This window comes from Rugosimonospora africana, assembly GCF_016862975.1.
GTDB classification, from domain to species: domain Bacteria; phylum Actinomycetota; class Actinomycetes; order Mycobacteriales; family Micromonosporaceae; genus Rugosimonospora; species Rugosimonospora africana.
The window spans coordinates 1-21,621 of record NZ_BONZ01000125.1; the positions used below are offsets into that span (position 1 = coordinate 1).

Consider the following 21,621-nt stretch of genomic DNA (forward strand, 5'->3'; position numbering starts at 1 on the left):
CTCTTGGCCCTTGGCGACCCATTTTTCTGATTAAAAGAGAATTGCCCGGACGCGGCCGTTCCGCTGCGTCCGGGTATCGCTCCGTTTCGGGGGCGGTTAGGCGGCCCGTAGGCGTCGTACCGCCGGGGCGGGTTGCTGGGGGTGGGTGGCTTCCCAGCGGTGCTGGAGGGCCTGGGTGATCCGTTGTTGCATGGCCGGGGTGACGTGGCTGTAGATGCCGCGTACTCCGGGGACGCGGTGGCCGAGTCGTTTGGCTTGGGCGATCTCTGGGATGTCGTCTTCGATCAGCCAGGTCTTGTGGGTGTGGCGTAGGTCGTGGAAGTGCATGCCGGCCAGGATCGGTGGCTGGTGGTGTTCCGGGGCGCCGTTGACGGCGGGGGCCCAGGTGCGGCGGTTGAAGTTGGAGCGGCGCAGGAAGCCGCCGTGGGCGCCGGTGAAGACTTGGTCGTGGTCGTGTCCGCTGAGGACTTGGCGGATCAGGTCGGTCAGGAACGGTGGTAGGTGGACCTGCCGGGCGGACTCGGCGGTTTTGGGTGGGCCGAGGTAGAGCTTGCCGCGGACTTCGTGCAGCGCCCCGACGTCCGGATCCACCTGGAGCACACCGGTGTCGAGGTGAGTGTTGGCCCTGGCGAGCCCGGTCAATTCGCCCCACCGCATCCCGGTGTACGCGGCGGTGGTGACGAGGACCTGTTCGTCGAAGCGGGGGATCCGTGCGGTGATCCGGTCGATCTGGGCCGGGGTGGCGTGCGGCCGTTCCGGGGGCCGGGTGGTGGTGACTTTGATGTTGTGGCAGGGGTTGTAGCCGGTGCGACGGTCGGCGACGGCTTCGCGCATGAGCATGCTGAACAGGGACATGATGCTGGCGACGCTGCTGTCGGCGAGGTCGGTCTTGAGGCGTTTGACGAAGACTTTGACGGCGTGGCGGTTGATCTGAGTCAGCGGCGCTCGGCCGAAGCGGGGCAGGATGTGATTGCGTAAGTGGCTGTCGTACGCGGCCCGCTTCGCCGGGCCGGCGATGTGGCCCTGCTCCCAGATCGACACCCACTCGGCGAGGGTGATGCGTCCGGTGGCGGGGTCGAGGTAGGTGTCGGTGGCCTGGTCGATGTCGACTTGCTTGCACCGCAGCTCGGCGGCGGCCTTGGTGGGGTGGGATGAGTCGGTGCCGACGGTGCCGTCGGGCAGGCGGAACCGGACTCGGTGTCGGGTGCCACGTTGTTCTACCCAGGCCATGTGCTGCTCCCATCGCGAATGTGGTCATCGGATCGGGGTGCATGGACGCTTCGGTTCGGCCCGGGTGGCAAGTCGCGATCCCGGACGGTGGGAGCGGCTCGGCGTCGGGGCCGGTGTCCGACCGGGGCACGGGTAGAGGCGGTGACGATCGCGGCGAGGTCGGCGGGGGAGAACCGTAGGTGCTTGCCGAGGAAGGTGCACGGCACCTCACGGGCGGCAGCCTTCTTCCGCAACCATGAGGGGCGCACCCGCAGCAGTGCCGCGGCTTCCTCGGGCGTGTAGAGGTGCGGTGTGTCGGCGGCCGGCGGGCGCGGTGTAGAGGGCACCGGCGCGGACTCGTGATGGTTGTTCGAGATGGGGCGGCGGGAATGGTGCGATGCCATGTCAATCTCCTGCAGGTTGATGAGGTACGGGAAGGGCGGACACGATCACGGCCGGCACCTTCTGAGGTGCCGGCCGCGTGGGAGCTGCGAGATGGTCATGGAACGTGAAGCGTTGTGACGTCAATAGCCGTCGTTGCCCTGTGCAGGGGCGCCGGCTAAGGGGTTGAGGTGCTTGAGCGAGATGCTGACTACGGATCAGAAGGTTGGGGGTTCGAGTCCCTCCGGGCGCGCCAGCGATCAAGGCCGTGACCAGCAGGAATGCGGGTTGCGGCCTTGATTCGTTTCGTATCATGGGACGGACTTTCCCAGGATTTGGGATCCGGTGCTCCGATGGTGCTCCTCCGCCGCGATAGCCCCTGGTAGCGCACCGTTTCGGTGCGGTTCGATGCGTGCCGGTTGATGTCAGCGGGTCCACGGCGCCCGGACGTCGCAGAGAAATCCCGCGGCGTGCCGCACCAGGCGACGTCTCCGACACCGCTTCGCCCCGCGCCCCCCGCCAGCCCTTGAGCTACGGTGCCCCTCGTGATTGGCGAAGACGCTCGGGAGAAACTCGCACATCAGCTTCAGGAACTCGACGTCCGCGAACTGGTCGATGTGCTGCGGCGCGTCCTGCCCGCGTACACCGAGACAGCCAACGGACTGCGCAACGTGTTGGTGCTAGCACAGGCCACGGTTTGGGATACAGATACGCCCGACGGCACTCAGGACACCAGCACCGATCTATCGACTGTGGTCTGGCCAGACGCGGGGTACTACGGCGACCATCTCGGCCCGGACCAAGGGCTATGGGAAGAGGGCAGCTGCAGAAGCTGTGACCTCGCCGTCGTGTCCAATGCGAAGCGTGCCCACTGCCCCGTCTGCGGCACTGCCTGCTACCTCACTTGAGCACGGATGGCCGGTCACGGCCATCAAACGACCGGGCAACGGGCCGTGACGATCGCCAGGGTGACCGGCCGCCGTCGATGCCAGGGCGATCGGCTGCCGCGCCGCTTCGCGGCTTGCCACCGGTATCACCCGGCGCCTGGTCGGCGGGAACGGCGAGGAGGACCTGGCGGTAGTCGTCTCGCCCGCCGTTGAGGCCAACTGACTCGTGGAATCGGAACGGCCTCTAAGGGGTTCAAATCCCCTCGTCTGTCGAAGAGAACCTGCGAGCGTCTAGGTTCAGTAGATTCCGCAACTGCCTGTGCATCTCGGTCGGGAACGCGACGCCACCCCACCACTTGAGGTAGCCAGCCTCGCCGTGCTCGCGCAGTACGGCCGCCGTCATTCCCTCCACGGCAGCGACAAACTCGGCTGTCGGCACCCAGCCTGACCATCGCACGCGGCTGTTCGACCAAGTGCGCAACCGCGAGAAGTCGATCACCTGAACGAACAGTCGGCGGTCTTGCGGGGCCGGTCCGACCGGCGACTGCGAGAGCAAAATCAACGTTCCGCTGGGTTCGCCCTCGAGGGCACACCAGCTCTCCGTTGAGCCTCGCTGCAGGTTAAGCGCTGCCGCCACGACAGGGGCCAACCCGGCGCCGATGTAGGTCGTATGGATCTCGAAATCTCCATCACCGAGCCGCCACCGCAGGTTGGCGCTGTGGTCCCCGACCTTCGCCCAAACTAGCGGGGCCTCGTTCTCTGTCAATCCCGTAATCTCCAATCCGCCGCTGCGCCTGGCGCGCAAAATAGCAGCCTCCGGCCGAGCGTCGGGCTCCCACGGTCAACGTAGCGAGCGACGACCACGCCGTGACCGGGCATCTCCTGCCGCTTGAACGCTGAGGCCGCACTACAGAAGATCATCGGGCACAGATCGGGCACGAATGATGCTCACCAACGACGGCAAGTGCCGTCAAATATTGGAAGGCTTCCCGCTGGTCAGGGCACCGATCGGTCCGATTCGGGTTGATCTATTTAAGCGCTGGGTGTTACGGGTTCAAACCCCCGGGCCCCGCGGTGCAGCAACACTTGCGGGCGCGCTCTAGCCTCAAATGTATGCCCCTGTATTTCAGCGCTCCCCCCATCCTCACCGACAGGTGGTTGGTGGTCGCCGGAGAGCGGTGGGCACTGGGTTCCATAGCCGCTCTCGCGAAGTCCATATGCGCGTTCGGGCCGGTGCATCATTTCGGGCACGCCGTGGACCTACGGAGGATAGCGCGCCGACTGCCGCGAGATTTCTCGTCCGAGCTCCGGGCGCCCGCCACCAACGGCGGGTGGATCCCCGGAGGAGACACCCATGGACGAGAAAAACGATCGTGGAAGCCTGCGTGTGCGCGACGGCCGGCGTTCGCTGCTCGGGCGGCTCAGCATTGCTGCTAGGTACGCCGTTGCCGTTGCAACACTGGCCAAGGCGGTAGAGGAGATCGTGCGAGTCTTCTTCTAGTGCTCATGTGCCAACGAGGTTGCTAACGAGATGGGCTGGGGCAGCCGAGACTGGCCGGACGGCGAGCGCCGACCTGGACCCCTTTAGCCGTCGCCACTTGGACCACTGCTGACCGGACGGACAACCAAGACTCAGCTTGACCATCTCATAACCCAGCGAGCAATATCAGCCCAAAATGCAACTCCGCCTGTCGAGTCCCAGCTGATGCTTGACGTTTCCGTCCCACCTGATGTTGGACAGATGACCTTGAACGACCAAGCCCAGGATGTGCCTCCGCTGGTCGGCTCAGAAGGGCGGTTCGGGGCCCTGGCCAGTCACCTCGAGTTCGGGCGGGGTCGGCTCGCCCCACCGATGGAGAAGGCGCCTGGCATGGGCGCGGTGGGTCCTATCGGTACTGGTGAGCAGAACCCTGTGAACCAGGGAAGCGAGGTTGGCTTGGTGATGAGCAACGTCGGCGCCGTCCAGGAGCAGAGAGGCAGTGATGACGGCCGCGTCGGCAACATGTGGCTCAGGGTCACGCAGGAACGCGCAGACGGCGTTGAAGATCGTCGGACGGAGGGATCGGAGTTCGACAAGTTCCGAGTATTCCTCCAAAGGGAAGAACCCTAGCCGTTGGTGCACGGCAACAGCGTCGTCGCTCACGTCATCGGCCATCTCGCCTAGCCAGTCCAGTAAGACGGCACGTAAGGGACGGTGGCGGTTGTCGCGACGGTAGATGCCGGCGGTCGCAGTTCGAGGGTCGACCAGGATCGACGCGACGTACAGCGCAACAGGCACCGTCGCCGAGTAAATGCTGTTTTGATGGTGCACCGTTTGTTCGAGATGCCGTAAGGCATCGGCCCTGGCGGCGATGTCGTCGTCTAGGAGGCGGGTCAACGCGGCTGCCGTGTCCTCTGCCGCCCCCAGGGCGTGCTCGTACGAGGCCCAGGCCGTTTCCTGCAGCAGCACGGAGGGATCGGGCAGCGACCTTGTCTCCGGCAGCTCAGTGTCGAGGCGAAGGTCTTTCGGGGTCACATGAACAGGCTATGGCCTCGATCAAGCGACCGAACACAGCCGGACAAGCATCAGGTGGGACGCGAGTGTCAAGCATCAGGCGGGACACGACAATTGCCTGGTCTCGGATGAAGCTTGACGCGGCGGTCTCGGCTGACACTTGACATGATCACGGGCGAAGCCTCCAGGCCGATCGACGACCAGCATGCTCGGCGGCCTGGGCGCCGAGTACGAGGGTCGCGCCCTTAACGCATCCAGCCCGGGCTACTGAACCCGCAGGAGGCGATTTCACGCCGCAGTTGTGCCGCTTCCTCATCGAGGTCGCACAGCAGCAACACCTTGAACGGAAGGCCCTTGCTGCCGGGCTTGCTGAGCGGGTTCGTCCAGTGATGGACTGCCCTCAAGAGGATCCGGAACAGCCTCTGACGGTCCTCGACTCTGCTCGACAGCAACCGTGGCGCGTTTTCGACGGCGATCAGGTATCCGTCTGCGGGCAGCCAGTGCAGGTCACGGAGACAGTCGGACAGCGCGTTCCAGTTCCAGCCGAAGTAGCCCGGAAAGAGCAGCGCGTCAGAGAACTCGTAGAAGATGCTGTCTGCATCGGCCATTCTGGTTCCGTCCAGCCGAGCGACGACAAGCCTGCCCGTTGCTGGCAGTACGGCTGCCACGTCTACGACAGTGCTGCGCAAGCAGACCGCTAGTGGATCAGTGGGGCTCTGCCACCAGTCGTTCATCAACCAACCCTCGCCGCGTAAGGCACGCCCAGCGGCCCGTTACGAGGCCGCATCCGGAACCTCTTCAGCATGCCGTAATCGTCGGCTCAGGTCGGCGCACAGGTTCGCGATCATGTCAGCCATCAGCCGAGGCCGCCGTGTCAAGCGTCAGGTGGGACGCCGGTGTCAAGCATCAGGCGTGACACGACACACATCACCAACATCATGACGGATGACGGCATGACGGGTGACGGCATGTCGGGTCCCAAGACGTCCGTGACAGATCAGTCTCGGCACGTGGGTGGCGCCGGACACCGTCCCACTACGACCAATCCGCGCGCTCTAACATCACCACAACCGGGTGGGGAAGATGATCTGGCACCTCTGGGGATCCGTTTCTAGCGCCATCAACATGAGGCTCGTCCAGCAGCGTCCCATCTGGACCCGGGGCCAGAACCCGGCCCCGTGGAGTGTGGGCCGACGGCAGACGGGGTGGCTTCGGTGTGCCACCTTCCAGGTCGTCTGGCTGGCCCCACCATGAACCCTCACGCTCTACTGATCAGCGACGAAGACGGTCGCCCAACCAGCCTGCGCAGCCCGCTGATAGAACGCACTGACCTGCTCCAGGTGGTAAGTCAGATACTGAAGACCGTCCTGGTCAACTGTGGCGCCTTACACATCTGGGTCGAGCGCCCAGTACCTGGAGATGAACGGCTCGGCGTCGAGTTCGGAGAGCGCAGCGGCAACATCGTGGACCTCGGCCGGTGTGTTGTGACTGACGACGTAGCCGTCGCTCTGATGTAGCGGCAGACCGCCGAGGACGACCGCGTTGAGCCGGTACGTTCTGTCCTCCCCACCGAGGCCACCCTCTGTGAGGCAGCGATGGATGCCGTCCCAAGCCTTGTCCACGTCACACTCGTCAGGCGCGTCCGCCATATCGAGTTGCTTAATGACCTCGATGAGGCGCTCGTCGTTGCCGTCCTCGGCCAGCAGCCGCGCGACGCAGCTTTCATTGAGGGCGAGGAAGTACCCGCGGCAAGCCATGGCCGGGACGATAGCGTGACGCCTTCACCATCGCACCACGCCCAACCACGGCTACTTCCATGGGTCGAACCCGTCACCTGCAATCGGGGGACAAAATCGGTCCGACGGACAGCAGCGAGGCACGCAAGATCCGGAACATGTACGGAATGATCAGAGGCGGATCGGTTGCACCGAAGGATGTCGGCCCAGATGCCGGTACCCGCAGCACACCGGACGCTACAGACGTTGAAAAGCTGAGGTCTACGTCTGCTTGTATCCATCGGGAGATCTTGGGGGCCTGCTGATCAGGCTCTGAGGTATCGCTGGCGAGGGAATAGACGAGCCAGTCGTGGGAGGCGCCGTTGGATCTCCGCGAGGTTGTCGAAGTTCCAGACCGTGTCGGGCCGGACCGTAGGGTCTATGGTGGCCGGGTGCGGCTAGTTCCTCATCGATGCTGTCTTCTTGGCCGGTGATCTGGTCGTAGACCCGGCCGGCAATGTAGGCGAGGTCTTCCCAGCTCGGCCACTCCGCGTTGGCCCACTCGCCGGTTCGGCGGCCAGCTAGAGCACGAACGGCGGGCACATCGGCCAGGTTGTCGGGATTGCCCGCGGCGTGCTGATACCGGTGCCGGCCCTGGCCGATCAGCCAGGGCTGGAAGTACCAGAACGCGTCGCCGCTGCACAGACCATCCATGATCTGGTTCGCTGCACCCCACATCGCGTAGGTGTCGATCGGGCGACGCGCGGCGTCCAGGTGAACCTGGAAGTCCACGATATGGGGTCGGGGGATACGGCCGAGCCGGTATTCCAGCCACCGGCTGCGTTGCTCGAGGCCCGTCGTCTCGCGGGCGGAGCGTTCGAGAAACAGCCAGAACCCCTCGATGTCCACGCCGGTCACCGTAATGCCCGCCCCGCTGAGGATCTACGGCGGATCAGCGGGGAAGCGTAGGCCGGTCGGTGCGAGGAAACCCGGGGAACAGGTCGGGTCGGTACTGGATGCGCTTGAGTCGGTTACGGATGACGGCGGCCAAGTGGTCAACACCGTGCGCGCTGAGGTTGCCCAAGCCGTTCTTTACGTGAGCCCAGACGCCTTCGACTGGGTTGAGGTCGGGGGCATAGGTGGGCAAGCGCACCACCGTCAACCACGCGGAGTGTGCGTCGATGAACTTCCGCATCGCAGCACTGACGTGTGTGTTCACGTTGTCCCTCACAAGGACAATGGGGGCGTGCAACTGATAGTGCGCGGCGGAGACCAGCGCGGCGTAGTCGTCCTCGGACAGGCTACGGCGTTCGCCTTTGCGGCCGCGATGGATACGCAGCCGGTAGAACATATGCCTGCGGCGGCCAAGCTTGAAGCACACCAGGCCGGCCATCGACACCCGACCCGAGCCCTTGCCCGACACCCTCACCACGGGGGTATGTCGCCGACGGCCCCAGGTGCGCGCTTTGGGAGGGCGTACGTTCTGGCCCGGCCTCGTCCTCGAAGCACACGTACGCGCCGGTCGCCGCCGCTAGCCTCGAACCTTGGCCCAGAGTCCGTCTGCCCCGAGGACCTGTCAACGGTGAGGGCGACGCCCCCAGTGCCGAGTCCAGCCCGTGGCCGGTGACCCACGCGACGCCGTCTGGCTCACTCTCACAGCGCGGACGCCGCAACCTGCCCGCTGCTCACCCAGGGAAGAAGAGAGCGTGAAGTGTCAAACCCGCGTTGACAGCCAACTTAGGCTATGGTACTTCGACGTGACTGCGCAGCAGCAGGAGACAGTACGGATTGCGGTGGGTGCCATCAACGCATGGCTCAGCACAGCCGACGGTCTCGACAACCTGACCAATTACCTTGAGAGCTTGGCCCGAGACGGACATCCAGACCTCGAACTCCAGCTATCTACAGGACTCGCAGTAGTAGGCGGCATTCTCGCCCGACGCCTTGCAGAAGCAAAGGGCACCGATCCGTATCGGGAGTTGGCGGACATCGTTCGACTGACAGAGCGGTACGGAGGCAACTAGCGCCCCGAGGTCTGCTGGCGACCTAGGCACACGACGCTATTTCGGCATCATCAGGCCACCGAAAACATCCACGATGGTCATACCTTCGTCAGTGCCGAAGGTAGGCGTGTCCTCGACAGGAACGAACGCGGTCCACCCCGGCTCTAGTTCCTGCCGGCCGCTCTCCTCGCTATCCACCCAGCCCGTGCCGGACAGCACAGTCCATCCCGCGTCGTCGTACGACGGTCCAAGCTTGAGTTGCGCCCCGGGCGCGAACGCGTACACCGAGACCACCACGCCCACCGGAAGATCTGCGATCTTGGTAACCACGACCTCGCCGATTGCGCGGGGATGAACAAACGTCGTCTCTTTTCGACGTACCACCCTAGCCACCCGATCATCATAGGCTCAAGACATCAACCTCACCGGCATGGAACCGGTCCCCGAGGTCGCGGGCCTGGCGGACACCTGGTGGCGGGGCGAGGACACGGTGATCGCCATCTACCGGGGCGAAGCTCTCGCGCTCGGATTCCCTGCCGCGCAGCGTGCGACCATCTACGCCGATATCCGGGAACTTCCGATCTTTTTCGACTTCTGATCCGCAAATACGGCTGGCGCAGGCAAACTGACCGAGATCCAGCAGATGCCCATCGGCAGAAGGATCCGCGGTGGGGACATCATTGGGGTTGACGAGATTGGCGTCTTCGCGGGTGCTCGGCTGCCCGGATGAAGTTCCCGTTCTTCTGGGGCCACCGGCCGCAACGGGACGGTCTTGGCGCGGGTTGCCTGAGCCAGTGGTGGCCTGCGGCGTTCACCCTCGACGCCGTCACCTACCCGACCGCGGAGCATTTCATGATGCACTGCAAGGCCCTGCTCTTCGGCGACGACGAGACCGCCGCGCGTGTGCTCACCGCTGCGCATTCCGGGGCGGCCAAGACGCTCGGCCGGCAGGTACGCGGCTTCGACGAGACGATCTGGGAAACCCGCCGCTACGACATCGTCGTGGCCGGCAACACCGCGAGGTTCGGCCAGCACCCGAGGCTGCGCGACTACCTGTTCAGCACCCGGGGCTGTGTCCTGGTCGAGGCCAGCCCGCTGGACCGGGTCTGGGGTATCGGCCTGGTGGCGGACGACCTGCGGGCCGCCCACCCGCCCCAGGCGTGGCCTCAACCTGCTCGGGTTCGCCCTAATGGACGCCCGGGCCGCGGTGGGCGTCGACAACGGCGAGCCCCGGATACAGTCGTCTGGGGACGCATGCGTGCCCGCCGGCATCCCCGGACGACGACCCATGCGGCGGCCAGGCTGCATGATGATGCGGTGTCCGACACCGTCCACACTGTCGCCGTCGCTGCCCTCACGTCCGGCATCGTCGCATTGGTCATCGAGTATGCGGCCAAGCCGTGGCTTGAGGTACGCAAGGAGCGGATCCTCGACCGGCTTCGTGCCCGGGATGACCTTCGGAAGAAGCTCCTCAACATCGTGATGCTGGCCAAGATGCTGGACCATGACCGCCTACCTTCAGCCATACCAGCGACGGCACGATCTCGGATGCTGGCCCAGCAGGAACGCTTCTACCAACAACTCGTCGCCGAGGTCGAGCAGTTGATGCCGGCCATGACCAGTGGCGCCATCACGTATGTGTCGCCAATCATCAGCAGGCTCTACAGCTACGCCGGGATCATCAACGGGATCATGCTGTCGGAACGCACAAGGGCTGAGAAGGGGCGCGTTGTGGTCGAAGCGACGGAGCCGCTCCTCAGCTACCTGAGCAGCAGATGGTTCAGGCCCATTCAGCGACTACGGAGCTGGTTCAAGGTTGATGCCTTTCTGAGAGGAGATGCCGGGAGCACAGAGAGCAACAGCGATACCACAAGAGAGATAGCGAGTCCGGGGTCGCCTGGCCTCGGCTAACCGCTTGAGGTGGGCTTACAGTTCCGCCGAGCCCCACCCGGCGAGGGTTATCCAGGTGTCCAAGCCCCGCGTCGCCGCCGGCCAAACGGCATGTCGGCGGTTCCAATTGTCCCCTAAGCGATGTTGTGTCTCCTGTCGCCTCGGCGACAGCGGTCCCGTCCGATCAGAGGGTGACTGCGCTGATACGCCAAGCCAGCATGGGCGGGTGCCTCTATCCCGAAACCGAGTCCCCGTCCTGATCGCCGCTGTCTCAGCCGCGATGTGGCTGGCGGCCTGTGGCTCCGCGACCACCGGCGGCAAGACCACCACCACGGCGACGCATGTCCCGAGTAGCACGTCAGCGCAGCCGACCCCGCCACCCGCCGCAGCACTCGACGCAAGGGCGGTACTGGCGAAACTCGCCGCAGATGGGTTGCCCATGAGCAACGGTGCAGTGCAGGACGAGAACACCGACCCGAATAACCTGATCGGCCGACCCAGCGAGTACACGTCCCGCGCCTCATTCGACGTGGCTGGCGGCGACCCGAACGGCGACCGGTATACGACCGACCGAGGCGGCGTTATCGAGGTGTTCCCAGATGCGGCCACGGCGAAGGCGCGAGCGGAATACATCCAGACCCAGTTGAATGCCAACCCGGTCCTCGGCACCGAGTACGACTACCTGACGGGCTCGGTACTGGTCCGGATCACTGGCAAGGTCAAGCCGTCCGTCGCCGGGAAGTTCCAAGCCGCGGTCGCGGGGTTGGCCGCCTGATGGCCTCCCGCCAGCGCGTCCGCAGTCCGCGAGTCGGAGGGACGGCCCGATGATCCCGGTAGCCAGTCCCCTCACCGATCAACTCCAAGGCTGGGGAACCGCGATAGGTGCGCTCATTGCCGCCGGGGCACTAGTCGCGGCTATGGTCGCCTACCGTGCTCAAAGCCGACAGTTACGACACCAGCAGAAGCAGATCGCCGACCAGCAGGAGCTCAACCGGCAGCAGAGTGAAGTGCTCGCCCTACAAGCCAGAGACCTCGGGGAGTCACTAGCTGAACGGCGGCGTGCCCAAGCCGTCCGGGTGTTCATGTACGCGAGCCACTCGCGCGGTGTTGACGACCAAGACCGATGGACTTTCTCGGCGACGCTCAAGAACGCCAGCGACTACCCGATTCGCGGCATCGTCGTACGTTGGCACCGTGGTACTGCGGCCTGGGGCGAACCGATGGAGTCGCCCTGGCTACCCCCAGGAGCCCCGGCCGCCCAGTTCTCTCGGGAGATGGACCGCCGTGAAGGTGGCGACCTGACCCCGGCGGCGATTGGCGCGGTGATCGAGTTCCGAGATGCCGCTGGCGTTCGTTGGCGCATCACGCCAAGCGGTGGCTTGGAAGAGCTGGCGCAAGTTCACGCAGGTTTGTGATTCTGCCGGGCCGCGTGAGACGGCCCCCACCTGCTGCGGAATGGCAGGTGGGGGCGTTCCAGAAGAAGTGGACCGCCTCGGTCCTGTCCTAAGCGGCAGCGAGCGCCGGTGGCCTGGCCACGCCGTAACCTGCACCCGGCGTAGAACAATCACTTTGATTCAAGGCGGTGGGCTGGGTGGCGCGCCCGTCGACTACGGATCAGAAGGTTGGGGGTTCGAGTCCCTCCGGGCGCGCAAAAGATCAAGGCCGTGACCAGCAGAAATGCGGGTCACGGCCTTGATTCGTTTCGTATCCCGGGACGGATTTTCCCAGAATTTGGGATCTGGTGCTCCGATGGTGCTCCTCCGTTGGCATAGCCCCTGGTAGTGCTGCGTTTCATTGCGGTTCGATGCGTGCCGCGTGGTGTCGGCGGGTCCGCGGCGCCGGATCGCCGCAGAGTCATGCTGCGGCCGGCAGCCTGCTACCGATCAGGGCTGGCACCGTTGCTGACCCGGGCTCGGGTGGTGCGCCGGCACCTGGCCATCCGAGCACCGCCGGCCGGCTACGCGAGGTGCCGATTATCGTGTGCTGCGCATCGGAGGTCGGAGTGTCGGTCCTGTCTCGTATCCTCCGAGACTGGTCCTGATCTCGTTCCGAAGTACGGGGTGCTGCTTGATGAACGCTAGTGGATCCGATGTTGGCAGTCCGTTCTTGGAGGGGCTGGACGTTGACGGGGCTGTGCAACGCCGGCCGTGGGTCGATGACGAGGTGATGCGGCGGTTGCGGACCCCGTTCGAGGCTGCTCCGGTCGACGTCCTGGGCCAGCAGCGTGTGTCCGGCCTCAACGAGGACGACCACCGCGGCTAGACAGGCTGTTTGAGCGTCAGGGTTGCGCCCGGGTACGGCGCTTCGCCGTCGACGGCATCGAGGACGTCATTGCCTGTCTGCGCACCCACGGCGTCGAACTTGTCGGAGAGCTGGCGCAGCACGAGGGCAGCTATCGGCTCTGCTACGTCCGCGGACCCGAGCCCATGATGGTCGGACTGTTCGAACAGCTCAGCTGAAGGCCGACGAAGAGACCGTGAACCAAGCACCACCGGGACACCCGCGTCCGAGCGCCGCACTCGGCTTCCGCTTCTGCTTCATGAGCGGGTACGGGCCCAGAAGATTCAATCGTTCAGAACGGTTGCCGCAGGTGCGTGGAGGCTACAGAAGCCTGCGGCCGGCCTTGGTGATGTGAGCCGCCAGTACGGCGTGCGCCGCTTCGTCGGACCAAACCTCAGCGTGTGTGCTCTCTCGCGCGAGGTCGTCCCCGATCAACGGGACACCTTGGTCCCACTGTGCTGGCCAGTTGTGGAAACGGCGCACCTCGACCAAGCCTCGCGCTGCCAGCGAGATCAGACCTGGCGCGAGGATGTCTGCGAGTTCCTGCAGTGTTGTCGCCTGATGCCAGCGAAGTTCCCAGAGCGGCAGCGGCGAGTTCTCCAAGGGGTCCAGGACCAACACCTCGGAGTGGTTCAGCCATTCGTCGGCCATTCTTCCCCTCCAGATGGATCGCTGTACCAAGCAGCCCACCTCGATTGTCCCCCGGCTCCTACAGCAGTGCAGCCGACGAGTCCCAGCGAGGCGTCGGCTTCTACCGCAGTCCGATCCGCGCTGGGTATCGCGCCGTGACTGACGGCCCGCCGTCCGGACATGCCGATGAGCGCGCACCCGATCATGCCGACGGCCGTGTGGGATGATCGACGGGTGCCCCACGCCGAGCCCATTCACGTTCAACTGGACGCAGACGAGCGCGAAGTCCTGCGTGCCGGATTGCTGGATTGGGGCGGGCCAGCCAGGCCGACTGATGCTTTTGCTACGGCCATGGGCTTCACCGACGCTGCATCCCTATCGAGCGAGGCCAGGGAGCTATGGCAGCAGATCGACCGCTCGTCCTCGCTTACCGCAGAAGACTGGCGACGGGTCTTGCTGGCGGTCGAGGTCGTTTTCGTAAGCGATGTGGTCGGTTCGGGCCTTGACTGACGTTTCACGACCGGGTTCAGCGACGCTGAAACTATTGGCGTCATTCGTGGGCTTCAGCGTAAGTTGCCTCGCTGGCGAGGCAGCGTCCAGTTTACCCGGGCCGAGGACGGTGGAATCACCATTCTCGATCCGGAGCGGCAACATCCTTGAAACGTCCCTCGCGGCATCCTCAATTGCCGCGAGTCGCGCGGTCGTCGCGATCATGTCAAGCCTCATCCGAGGCCGCGACGTCAAGCATCACCCGGAGTCGCGGACATGACGAGTGACGGCATGTTGGGTGACGGCATATCCGGCGTCATGTCGTCGAGACACATCTCCCGAGGGATCCATGTGAGAACTTCTGTACGGGACCAAGACGCGCCGCTGAAGCGGCGCGAACCGTGGCGCTCGGGCCACCCACAGCGGCGGTCCCTTCGGGACCAACCCCGTGCCGCCTCCACTGCGCTCCAGCTGCACAGGGACCCGGGCAAGCCGCCGCTAAGGCCCGGCGCCCGCACCGAATCAGCGGCGATACGACAGGAGTCTCAATGGCTCAAGCCCCGGTGCTACCCGGTCGAACTTCAGGCAGCCTCGGGGGCGGGGGGACGGGGCCGGGTGGGGTCGGGCTGGCGGAACATCGCGTGTAGGGAACCTCGCCCAAGTTGCTGAATCCGCCAAGGTCGGCGTCGGCGAGCTTGCCTGCCTGCGAGTAGTTGACCTGAAAACGGACCGATTGCTCCAGCGGGCACGGGGTCAGAACGGAGAATGTCACCGTCAACCAGGTCGCGGCACCTGCTGGGAGGGTGTCCGGCATCGGTCCGTAGTTCGCTATCGCCGAGAGCTGGCCGCAAACACCCCAGGCCCATGATTCTTGTGCCAACTCACCCGACGGAACAAGCACACTCGGTACGCGGACGGTCACATCTGCTGCTGACACGTTGACGATTTCGACTCCGAGTTGCAATTGATCTCCGCGTTGCAACGAACACCCGTGGCCAGTGAGGGACAACACCCGTGCTCCCGCTCTCACCGACGAAGGAGTCATTAGTGCCCCTGCGACTGGCACTGTCGCGGCCGCCTTCCGTTCGTCATGCCGCCCGAAGAGATAGCCCGCTACGGCGCTAACCACAAGCGCCACGGAGACGAGACCGGCGATGCTCGATATCCTCCACTGCGACGACGTACCTGGCGACCCCATCTCGATCACCGCCATCCCAGCATCACGCGGCTGCCATCGGCCGGTATCGGGATAGACCTCAAGATCGGTTGGCCGATCGTCATTGACGCCCGTCATCGGTCAAACATAGGGGACGGCCGACCGCTGGGGCGGTCCACAGCAGACGACGGCAAGAGGCGCAGAGCCGCCCCCAGCACTAAGGAGCGGCCGGGCAGCCAGAGGTGTTATAGCTCTCTCCGCGCACCCGGATCCCACTTCAGCGGCCGTGCTGCTGCCCGGCCGCTATCACTGCCCTGGTGGGAACGGGCTGTCCGCGGCTCCCGGACGCCGGGCGAGCTAATGCTGCCTGATGAACGCAAGCGGATCCGACGTTGGCAGTCCGTTCTTGGAAGGGCTGGAGGCTGACGGGGCTGCTCAACACCGGCCGTGGGTCGACGACGAGGTGATGCGGCGGTTGCGGCTTCCGTTCGAGACTGATCCGGTCGACGTGCTGGATCAGCGGCGTGTGGTGGGCCTCAACGAGGACGACTACCGCGGCTAGACGGGCTGTTGAGCGGCAGGGGTGGGCCCGAGTACGGCGCTTCGCCGTCGACGACATCGAGGACGTCATTGCCCACCTGCGCACCCACGGTGCCGAACTTGTCGGTGATCTGGCGCAGTACGGGGACGGCCGGGCTCTGCTAATCGAGGCATCCCTCCGCCGAGCTCCGGTGAAGCCGGCCAAGTGCGGCTTTCCCGTGCCCGCCGAAGCTCAGAGCTGTTTCGGCAGCCAACCAATTACGCTCTGAAAAGCCGCGGCGTCCGACAACTCGCTGACAATAAAGTCGACGTACTCTTGCGAGTACAGGTAGTCGTCGTGGGCCTCGTCGTACCGACAGTACTTCCCAATGGTCTTGCTTCGTTGCTTTCCGAGGCCGGTCTTGTTTGGGCGAACCTTATAGTATCGCCATGCACGTGGAAACTCTGCGGAAGGACTAAATCTAACCGCAAGCCGTGCTTGGATGGCGGCAGAAGCAGCAGACGGCTTCATCCAGCCAAAGTTTGCTACATCTCGGTCCTTGTCGCGCAGGATCACACGACCCACGCGCTCCAGTTCCTTGTAGGCATTCAGCTCCTCGCTGGTCAGGTCGTCTTCGCGAACGAACGAAACGGCTAGATCGGCCTCAGATTTCGGGGAGCGCTTTTGTACGATCTCGATGCGCATCTCGAATGCCTGATCATTGAGGACACCTTCATCGAGACGTGTCCTGTAGTCGATGAAGAAATCGCGCAAGCGTTGAGGTAAAAGCAATTGGCTGCTTGCCATCGCGGCCGCACCCTCACGGGAGAAGGTACTCAAGGCGACAGGAATGTGCACACGATCTGCGATAGAGTAGGCGACGCCGAAGCTACCTACCAGCTCAGCTTCAAAGTTCATTATTAGAGACTGCGCGAACCCCGAGGCCGCCACCATCAGGCCGCGCTCGAAGCGGTGCTCGATCTTATTGCGAAGTTGAACCGTTAGCTCAAGATTCTGCCGTACTGGCTCCTTAGCGGAGGGCCACCGCGTCTCGATGCATTTCTGCAATTCCCAGCTTTTCTTTTCGCCATCAACTTTGATATACCGCCCGGTCTTCGGATCCTTATAGTGATAGGGAGTCTTAGCCTTGTCAAAGGTGGCATGAAGAAGGTAAAGCCAAGCAACATGCATATGCACGAGGAACCCCTCTAGTGGCCTCAGTGACGTAGGGCTGTTGTAGATCTCAACAGCGGTCAACGCCTCGGCTTGGGCCGCATTCAACGTGTAATGCCAGCGGGGTCTCGGGGCCATCGTCGCAGCGTATACCGGAGGCCGACGCTAATCGTCGTCAGTTCAGACGAGGAACCCTCGGTCGAGCGCTCAAAAGTGGTCAGCCGATAGAGAGCAAGGGCTAGCCTTGACGTGCCCTCTCATACCGCGATCCGGTGGCTAGCAGGTGGAGTGGAACAGGCCGCCGACCGCCACGCGTCCAGCCAACTCGTTGTAGACCTGGACCGCCTCGCGGGTCTCAGCGACGTGCACCTTGACGCCCAGATTGTCCAGGTACGCCAATGTGGCGGGGTCGACCTGTAACTGCTGATCCATGCCGCGGGAGAGCACCACCGTCGTCGTACCCTGGGTCAGCAGTTCCTCCACGTCAGCAGGCTGGATGCCAGGTGCGTGACGCGTTCCGGTCCGGCTCCAGTCCCACTCGCCGCCTCCGCCGGGGTACAGCATGAAGTCCTTACCGACTCCCAGGCCCTCCACCTCCATGCGTCCCCACGAGACACCCAGAATTTTCGGCGAGACTCCGACCGTCGCCACCTGACCTCCCGCCCAACGCTGTAAAGGGGCCAAGGATCATTGTCGCAGCACGACGGGCTCGTCAGTCGCCCGCTCATGCCGCGAGGTGCGCGCGGTCATGCCGAATTCCAGTGCGTTACGGATCGTCGGGGGGTGCGCGACGGTGGTGACTGGTTGCTGGCTGGGTCGTTCGCGGCGGAGTGCCGGGACAGTCAGTGAGCGCCAACGGGCCGGCCGGCGACGCGGTGAAATGCCGGTACAGTCGCGTAGGTGCCAGATGAACCGTGGGAGAGCTACAACCGTGGCCCACTTCGGTCCGGCTGGTCTTATCCGGTCGGGCAATCGATCGTAGAGGCGTCGCTGCGGGCAGTTGGTGTGCGCCTCCTATCGCTGGACTTCGCCCAGCACGGCGGTAGTCGAGCCGACATTGTGTTACTTCAGGCTGATCGATACGCGGAGATCGGCAGCACCTACCACCTGCCACGAGGAACACCCAAGCGGCCACGCTGCACCCTCAGGCTGTACGCCGTTCCCAGCGGAGACCGCGCCCAGGCCCGGACGGCACTCATTACCGAAAGCGGCCTTCACCGCGCCTGCGCATGGCTGGCACTCGCGGAGCACGCGAACCCGACCTGGCTCGACAGGGCGCACAGCTGGACGGCGTACCTGCGCAACGGCGCGCTGTGTGTGGAGGAGGCAGAACGCTGACGCGCGGTCATCAAGGTCGAATCCGGATCTGCCGCGGTCCGCGTCATATTGAGGCGGGCCGAGGGGCGGGTCAGCTCGTGGAGCCGTCCGATCGCGCCGGTGCTGACTCGATGTCGTCGAGACCGGCGATCGCTGCCAAATCCTCTTCAGACATCTCTAGCGCGCGTGCGACCTCATGAACCAGGACCCGATGCGGGTTCAGCACCCCGTGCCGAAGCGAGCTGATCGTCGACATCGCGCGCAAACACCGGACTGCCATCTCCCTGATCGAGATCCCACGCCGGTCCATCAGCTTGCTGAACACCGCACCGAAAGGATGGGGTTCAAAAGCGCCCGCCGGCGCGGTCGCCGGGCCGATCACCACATCGCCGATCTTCGCCTGGAATCGGAGGAGGCGATCATTCTCGAATCGGATACGCGCCGAGAAGGGAAGCACCTGCTCCCGATCACCGGTAACGACGCCTGGCACCGACACCTCAGTGCACGTCGTCCTGCGGCGAGGACCGTCTCCGGCGACCTCATGCGGACGGGCCGGTTCCACCCGCGTGACTTGCCAGGCGTGGTCCCACCATGGCAGCTCCCGCAGCATCTCGTTGAGGAACGACCGCAGAGACGTAAGATCCACAGGTTCCGGCTGGACCGCATGCACGATGCGTGGCCAGTCGGTCAGCGCCGCGATGATTTCGGCGCTCAGCACTCGTTCGACCGGCTCCATCCGCGGAGTTTAAGCCTCACAAACAAAAGGGACGCACCCGCAGCTCGGCGGCCATCCGGATCTGCGAGTCGCGCGGTCGTCGCGATCATGTCAAGCCTCATCCGAGGCCACGACGTCAAGCATCACCCGGAGTCGCGGACATGACGAGTGACGGCATGTCGGGTGACGGCATATCCGGCGTCATGTCGTCGACGATGTCGTCGAGATCTGTCCGGTCTCATGACCTGCGTGACAGGGCGGTAACAGGACCTGCGTGACACTTCGCCAAGTGCTGGTCGAGCTGGCCGGCGCGGGAACAGCGGTCTTGGCAACCTTTGTCAGCGGGTATTGCGGTCGCGGCACCGGTACCGCCGATGGGAAACTCTGGGCGATGTCTGATCCGATCCCCGCCTATGAGGACGAGATTGACTACCTCCGCCAGGTGGAGCTGCTCGCTCAAGAGGTGGTCGCCCTCGCCTTCGATGAGGGAACGCTGACGCACGGTCCCGATCCGGACGACGCGACGCCACTGCAGCGGGCCATCAACGCCCTAGCCCGCAAAGTTCGCTACTACCACTTTCCCGGCGACGGCTGCCTGGAAGAACGTCCCTTGCTGCCCTTGAGCGGCATCGTGGTCGTTGGCCCGGACTCGATGCCACCAGAGTGGGGCATCGAGTATGCGCAGCTCTGCGCCAGGCTTGGCGTCCCGGCCAGGGCCGAAGGCTGGGCCTTGTGGCACGCCTGGGATTCGAAGGGGCTCCCGCACACCTTGGTGACGCGTCACCTGGCCACAACACGGGGGATTCTGCAGAATTGGTCCCTCGGCCGCGACTTGTACCCGGTGCAACCCGAGCGCGCCCAGGTGGCGGCGGTGGTTCGCGGATGGATCGGCCCGGCCACTCTCTCCCCGTCACACGTCGAAACGGTCGGCCTCGGCAAAGCTCTTCCGACGTCGGGACACGATGATTCCCTGTCCGCCGCTCCGGAGGACCGAGGCAAGATCGTCTAGCCAGAGGTGTCACGCACGTCCTGTTACTTGTGTGTCACCCAGGTCATGAGACCGGACACAATGTCGTCGAGATCTGTCGAGTCCCAGGACGTTCGTGACACATCAGTCTCGGGACGTGCGTGACACGTCCGGCTAGGAAAATCTTCGCAGCGAGCCTACTTTTTGACTCCGGTGGGAAGATCGGCGAGTGCCAGAGAAGCGGATGGCGGCGATTTACGAGATCGACGGGCGACTGCTGGTGCGTACGGTGGATAGCTGGGGTGGTGCCGGCATCGAGGACAAGCACACCGACGTCCTGGATGGCTACCCAGATGTGATGCCGGACGAGCTTGGCCGGATCGTGCAGGCAGCGCTGGCACGCTGCCGCGAGGTGCAGCCGCCTAGTTCTTGGCCGCCGCTGCGTGACTACGCTCGGCCGTTGCTTGAGCTGTCACCGCGCCGATACCGCTCATACCGTTCCTGGCAGCGCGCGGCCCGTTACGCCCAGATAGCTGAGAAGGCGGGATCGATGCGAGTGGAGCGGTGGCTTCCCGACCTCGGGCGAGGCGCTTGGTTCCCGGCTTCAGACGATCCACAGGACGAATGGACCTACATGACGGCCGTACCTGCCGACGCTGGGCCTGCTGTACTCGGCGCGGCGGTGTTGACGGTGTTGGGGGCACCGCCGTGGCAAGGAGCGCCGTCGTGATGCGTGGTCACTCCTGTCGTCGTCGTCCGGTTTCGGGTTTGCGGACTTTGAACCGGGCGATCGGTCGGCTTGTGGTGCAGGCGACCTCGGTGAGGAGTTCGTCGCCGTCGTAGACGCGGAAGGTGTGGTGTGCGGGTTCAACGGTGAGGGTGCGGCCGGCGTGGGTCATCCCGACGTGGATGCGTTGTCCGGCGACGACGAGAGCGCCACGGCAGCTGACCCGCCGCTCGACCCGCACAGGTTCGGGTGCGGGTTGGGGTGGTGGGCCGGCGGGTCGGGCGTCGCGGATGCGGGCTTGTTCGGTGGGGGTTAGCGGGTTGGGCAGGCTGCGCAGGAGGACGCCGTCGGCGGTGATTTGCAGGATGCCGCGGTCGATGCGGACGGTGACGCGTCTGCCGGCGAAGTGGTAGCCGATGGGGTGTTGTCGGCCGGCCAGGGTGATCAGGCCGGTGGCGTTGACGAGCCGGTCGACCTCGATCGGTCCGCCGGCGCGGGCGGGGCCGGTCTGGATGGGTGGTGGCCCGGCTGGGTGGCCGTCCCCGTTCAAGAGTTGGTGTAGCTGGGTGATGGTCAGCCGGGATGGCACGGTCTTGAGTCGCACGCCGTTGGTGAGCAGGTGCACGACGGTGGTGTCGGCCCAGAACGTGACGGTGGTGTCGGCTCGGTCGGGGCCGAGCCAGAACTGTTGGCCGTAGACGGTCAGGTTCCCGGAGGCGGGCACGACGCGGGTGAACTCCACGGCGAGGTTGACCGGGTCAGTGCCGTTGGCCGACAGCACCGGTGAGGGCGTCATCGGCTCGGTGGCGGGCGGCGCGGACGTCTGGGCCGGGTCGGGTATCGGTTGAGGTCGGGACGTGGCCGCTGTCAGCGTGGATGGCAGTCGCAGTGGCAACCGTTCGTCGGTCTGCCGGGGGATGAACTGGTCGGCGGGGAATGCCATGTCCAGGGACTGGTGCGGCCGGTTGGTGTTGTACTCGGTGCGGAAGGTGTCGATCGCCGCCTGGACGGTCTCGATGTCCGGCCAGACAGCGACGTCGTCGAGGAGTTCGCGTTGCAGGGTCTGGG

At 64.7% G+C, this 21,621-nt stretch carries 27 protein-coding genes and 2 pseudogenes; 14 read left to right on the top strand and 15 right to left on the bottom strand.

Annotated elements, in window-relative coordinates; genetic code table 11:
- Nucleotides 1–96: 96 nt before the first annotated feature.
- Together Raf01_RS47170 and Raf01_RS47175 are read right to left on the bottom strand one after the other, a co-directional pair.
- Complete coding sequence (locus tag Raf01_RS47170; RefSeq protein WP_203924722.1) at nt 97–1,230, bottom strand: tyrosine-type recombinase/integrase; 1,134 nt, start codon at nt 1,228–1,230, stop codon at nt 97–99.
- Complete coding sequence (locus Raf01_RS47175; RefSeq protein WP_203924723.1) at nt 1,218–1,613, bottom strand: helix-turn-helix domain-containing protein; 396 nt, start codon at nt 1,611–1,613, stop codon at nt 1,218–1,220. Before Raf01_RS47175 ends, Raf01_RS47170 begins: the two co-directional genes overlap by 13 nt.
- A 522-nt stretch (nt 1,614–2,135) precedes the next feature.
- Here Raf01_RS47175 and Raf01_RS47180 point away from each other — a divergent pair.
- The gene (locus Raf01_RS47180) at nt 2,136–2,498 is read left to right on the top strand and encodes a hypothetical protein (RefSeq protein ID WP_203924724.1); all 363 of its coding nucleotides are present in this window, start codon (nt 2,136–2,138) and stop codon (nt 2,496–2,498) included.
- 232 nt (nt 2,499–2,730) lie between these two features.
- Here the strand turns inward: Raf01_RS47180 and Raf01_RS47185 are convergent, their stop codons facing one another.
- A complete protein-coding gene (locus Raf01_RS47185) occupies nt 2,731–3,243 on the bottom strand; it encodes a hypothetical protein (RefSeq protein WP_203924725.1) in 513 nt (170 codons plus the stop codon).
- 588 nt (nt 3,244–3,831) lie between these two features.
- On the opposite strand from Raf01_RS47185, the gene Raf01_RS47190 reads away from it, so the two are divergent.
- Entirely contained in the window at nt 3,832–3,978 is a 147-nt protein-coding gene (locus Raf01_RS47190; RefSeq protein ID WP_203924726.1) for a hypothetical protein, read from the top strand.
- A 285-nt stretch (nt 3,979–4,263) separates the two neighbouring features.
- Here the strand turns inward: Raf01_RS47190 and Raf01_RS47195 are convergent, their stop codons facing one another.
- The 5 genes and pseudogenes from Raf01_RS47195 to Raf01_RS47215 all read right to left on the bottom strand — a co-directional run.
- The gene (locus Raf01_RS47195) at nt 4,264–4,992 is read right to left on the bottom strand and encodes a hypothetical protein (RefSeq protein ID WP_203924727.1); all 729 of its coding nucleotides are present in this window, start codon (nt 4,990–4,992) and stop codon (nt 4,264–4,266) included.
- 224 nt (nt 4,993–5,216) lie between these two features.
- Entirely contained in the window at nt 5,217–5,639 is a 423-nt protein-coding gene (locus tag Raf01_RS47200) for a barstar family protein (protein ID WP_239134549.1), read from the bottom strand.
- Between the two features lie 717 nt (nt 5,640–6,356).
- A complete protein-coding gene (locus tag Raf01_RS47205) occupies nt 6,357–6,728 on the bottom strand; it encodes a DUF1877 family protein (RefSeq protein WP_203924729.1) in 372 nt (123 codons plus the stop codon).
- Between the two features lie 240 nt (nt 6,729–6,968).
- Nucleotides 6,969–7,595 (bottom strand): DUF4240 domain-containing protein, encoded by a 627-nt coding sequence (locus Raf01_RS47210; protein ID WP_203924730.1) that lies wholly within the window; start codon nt 7,593–7,595, stop codon nt 6,969–6,971.
- A gap of 43 nt (nt 7,596–7,638) precedes the next feature.
- Nucleotides 7,639–8,151 (bottom strand): annotated as a pseudogene (locus Raf01_RS47215) (transposase); the annotation flags it as partial.
- 292 nt (nt 8,152–8,443) lie between these two features.
- Between Raf01_RS47215 and Raf01_RS47220 the strand changes: the two are divergent.
- A complete protein-coding gene (locus tag Raf01_RS47220; protein WP_203924731.1) occupies nt 8,444–8,710 on the top strand; it encodes a hypothetical protein in 267 nt (88 codons plus the stop codon).
- Nucleotides 8,711–8,746: 36 nt separating this feature from the next.
- Here Raf01_RS47220 and Raf01_RS47225 read toward each other — a convergent pair whose 3' ends face one another.
- On the bottom strand, nt 8,747–9,082 hold the full coding sequence (locus Raf01_RS47225) for a hypothetical protein (protein ID WP_203924732.1): 336 nt from the start codon (nt 9,080–9,082) through the stop codon (nt 8,747–8,749).
- A gap of 37 nt (nt 9,083–9,119) precedes the next feature.
- Between Raf01_RS47225 and Raf01_RS47230 the strand changes: the two genes are divergently transcribed.
- From Raf01_RS47230 to Raf01_RS47255, 6 genes and pseudogenes are all read left to right on the top strand, one after another.
- Nucleotides 9,120–9,287 (top strand): hypothetical protein, encoded by a 168-nt coding sequence (locus Raf01_RS47230; RefSeq protein ID WP_203924733.1) that lies wholly within the window; start codon nt 9,120–9,122, stop codon nt 9,285–9,287.
- Between the two features lie 128 nt (nt 9,288–9,415).
- A pseudogene (gene ybiA / locus Raf01_RS50360) lies at nt 9,416–9,890 on the top strand (riboflavin biosynthesis intermediates N-glycosidase); the annotation flags it as partial.
- 347 nt (nt 9,891–10,237) lie between these two features.
- Entirely contained in the window at nt 10,238–10,600 is a 363-nt protein-coding gene (locus tag Raf01_RS47240; protein WP_203924734.1) for a hypothetical protein, read from the top strand.
- Nucleotides 10,601–11,018: 418 nt separating this feature from the next.
- Nucleotides 11,019–11,354 carry a hypothetical protein gene (locus Raf01_RS47245; protein ID WP_203924735.1) on the top strand — a complete coding sequence of 112 codons (336 nt, stop codon included), beginning with the start codon at nt 11,019–11,021 and terminating at the stop codon, nt 11,352–11,354.
- A gap of 49 nt (nt 11,355–11,403) precedes the next feature.
- The gene (locus Raf01_RS47250) at nt 11,404–11,994 is read left to right on the top strand and encodes a hypothetical protein (protein ID WP_203924736.1); all 591 of its coding nucleotides are present in this window, start codon (nt 11,404–11,406) and stop codon (nt 11,992–11,994) included.
- Between the two features lie 655 nt (nt 11,995–12,649).
- The gene (locus Raf01_RS47255) at nt 12,650–12,841 is read left to right on the top strand and encodes a hypothetical protein (RefSeq protein WP_203924737.1); all 192 of its coding nucleotides are present in this window, start codon (nt 12,650–12,652) and stop codon (nt 12,839–12,841) included.
- Here the strand turns inward: Raf01_RS47255 and Raf01_RS50760 are convergent.
- Nucleotides 12,838–12,963 carry a hypothetical protein gene (locus tag Raf01_RS50760; RefSeq protein ID WP_275413217.1) on the bottom strand — a complete coding sequence of 42 codons (126 nt, stop codon included), beginning with the start codon at nt 12,961–12,963 and terminating at the stop codon, nt 12,838–12,840. The genes Raf01_RS47255 and Raf01_RS50760 overlap by 4 nt on opposite strands.
- Before the next feature lie 217 nt (nt 12,964–13,180).
- Complete coding sequence (locus Raf01_RS47260) at nt 13,181–13,510, bottom strand: hypothetical protein (RefSeq protein WP_203924738.1); 330 nt, start codon at nt 13,508–13,510, stop codon at nt 13,181–13,183.
- A gap of 159 nt (nt 13,511–13,669) precedes the next feature.
- Here Raf01_RS47260 and Raf01_RS47265 point away from each other — a divergent pair, with 159 nt between their 5' ends.
- Entirely contained in the window at nt 13,670–13,999 is a 330-nt protein-coding gene (locus Raf01_RS47265; RefSeq protein WP_203924739.1) for a hypothetical protein, read from the top strand.
- Nucleotides 14,000–15,540: 1,541 nt separating this feature from the next.
- Complete coding sequence (locus tag Raf01_RS47270; protein ID WP_203924740.1) at nt 15,541–15,696, top strand: hypothetical protein; 156 nt, start codon at nt 15,541–15,543, stop codon at nt 15,694–15,696.
- Nucleotides 15,697–15,906: 210 nt separating this feature from the next.
- Here Raf01_RS47270 and Raf01_RS47275 read toward each other — a convergent pair whose 3' ends face one another.
- Both Raf01_RS47275 and Raf01_RS47280 read right to left on the bottom strand, forming a co-directional pair.
- Nucleotides 15,907–16,965, bottom strand: a complete 1,059-nt coding sequence (locus Raf01_RS47275) for a DUF3644 domain-containing protein (RefSeq protein WP_203924741.1) — start codon at nt 16,963–16,965, stop codon at nt 15,907–15,909.
- A 138-nt stretch (nt 16,966–17,103) separates the two neighbouring features.
- Nucleotides 17,104–17,478, bottom strand: coding sequence for an Mth938-like domain-containing protein (locus Raf01_RS47280; RefSeq protein WP_239134551.1), 375 nt, complete (start codon nt 17,476–17,478; stop codon nt 17,104–17,106).
- A gap of 249 nt (nt 17,479–17,727) precedes the next feature.
- Between Raf01_RS47280 and Raf01_RS47285 the strand changes: the two genes are divergently transcribed.
- A complete protein-coding gene (locus Raf01_RS47285; RefSeq protein WP_203924742.1) occupies nt 17,728–18,165 on the top strand; it encodes a hypothetical protein in 438 nt (145 codons plus the stop codon).
- 70 nt (nt 18,166–18,235) lie between these two features.
- Here Raf01_RS47285 and Raf01_RS47290 read toward each other — a convergent pair whose 3' ends face one another.
- The gene (locus tag Raf01_RS47290) at nt 18,236–18,880 is read right to left on the bottom strand and encodes a helix-turn-helix domain-containing protein (RefSeq protein WP_203924743.1); all 645 of its coding nucleotides are present in this window, start codon (nt 18,878–18,880) and stop codon (nt 18,236–18,238) included.
- Nucleotides 18,881–19,148: 268 nt separating this feature from the next.
- On the opposite strand from Raf01_RS47290, the gene Raf01_RS47295 reads away from it, so the two are divergent.
- Together Raf01_RS47295 and Raf01_RS47300 are read left to right on the top strand one after the other, a co-directional pair.
- Nucleotides 19,149–19,868 (top strand): hypothetical protein, encoded by a 720-nt coding sequence (locus Raf01_RS47295; RefSeq protein ID WP_203924744.1) that lies wholly within the window; start codon nt 19,149–19,151, stop codon nt 19,866–19,868.
- A 187-nt stretch (nt 19,869–20,055) separates the two neighbouring features.
- Nucleotides 20,056–20,556, top strand: a complete 501-nt coding sequence (locus tag Raf01_RS47300) for a hypothetical protein (protein WP_203924745.1) — start codon at nt 20,056–20,058, stop codon at nt 20,554–20,556.
- Between the two features lie 7 nt (nt 20,557–20,563).
- Here Raf01_RS47300 and Raf01_RS47305 read toward each other — a convergent pair.
- Nucleotides 20,564–21,621, bottom strand: a 1,058-nt coding sequence (locus Raf01_RS47305; RefSeq protein WP_203924746.1) for an integrase core domain-containing protein, incomplete at its 5' end; no start/stop codon positions are given.

Excerpts from the sequence above, each read along its gene's own strand:
- Raf01_RS47170 (WP_203924722.1), bottom strand. The coding sequence starts at position 1,230 with ATGGCCTGGGTAGAACAACGTGGCACCCGACACCGAGTCCGGTTCCGC.
- Raf01_RS47175 (WP_203924723.1), bottom strand. The coding sequence starts at position 1,613 with ATGGCATCGCACCATTCCCGCCGCCCCATCTCGAACAACCATCACGAG.
- Raf01_RS47190 (WP_203924726.1), top strand. The coding sequence starts at position 3,832 with ATGGACGAGAAAAACGATCGTGGAAGCCTGCGTGTGCGCGACGGCCGG.
- Raf01_RS47205 (WP_203924729.1), bottom strand. The coding sequence starts at position 6,728 with ATGGCTTGCCGCGGGTACTTCCTCGCCCTCAATGAAAGCTGCGTCGCG.
- Raf01_RS47230 (WP_203924733.1), top strand. The coding sequence starts at position 9,120 with ATGGAACCGGTCCCCGAGGTCGCGGGCCTGGCGGACACCTGGTGGCGG.
- Raf01_RS47240 (WP_203924734.1), top strand. The coding sequence starts at position 10,238 with ATGCTGGCCCAGCAGGAACGCTTCTACCAACAACTCGTCGCCGAGGTC.
- Raf01_RS47245 (WP_203924735.1), top strand. The coding sequence starts at position 11,019 with ATGAGCAACGGTGCAGTGCAGGACGAGAACACCGACCCGAATAACCTG.
- Raf01_RS47250 (WP_203924736.1), top strand. The coding sequence starts at position 11,404 with ATGATCCCGGTAGCCAGTCCCCTCACCGATCAACTCCAAGGCTGGGGA.
- Raf01_RS47255 (WP_203924737.1), top strand. The coding sequence starts at position 12,650 with ATGAACGCTAGTGGATCCGATGTTGGCAGTCCGTTCTTGGAGGGGCTG.
- Raf01_RS47260 (WP_203924738.1), bottom strand. The coding sequence starts at position 13,510 with ATGGCCGACGAATGGCTGAACCACTCCGAGGTGTTGGTCCTGGACCCC.
- Raf01_RS47265 (WP_203924739.1), top strand. The coding sequence starts at position 13,670 with ATGCCGATGAGCGCGCACCCGATCATGCCGACGGCCGTGTGGGATGAT.
- Raf01_RS47275 (WP_203924741.1), bottom strand. The coding sequence starts at position 16,965 with ATGGCCCCGAGACCCCGCTGGCATTACACGTTGAATGCGGCCCAAGCC.
- Raf01_RS47290 (WP_203924743.1), bottom strand. The coding sequence starts at position 18,880 with ATGGAGCCGGTCGAACGAGTGCTGAGCGCCGAAATCATCGCGGCGCTG.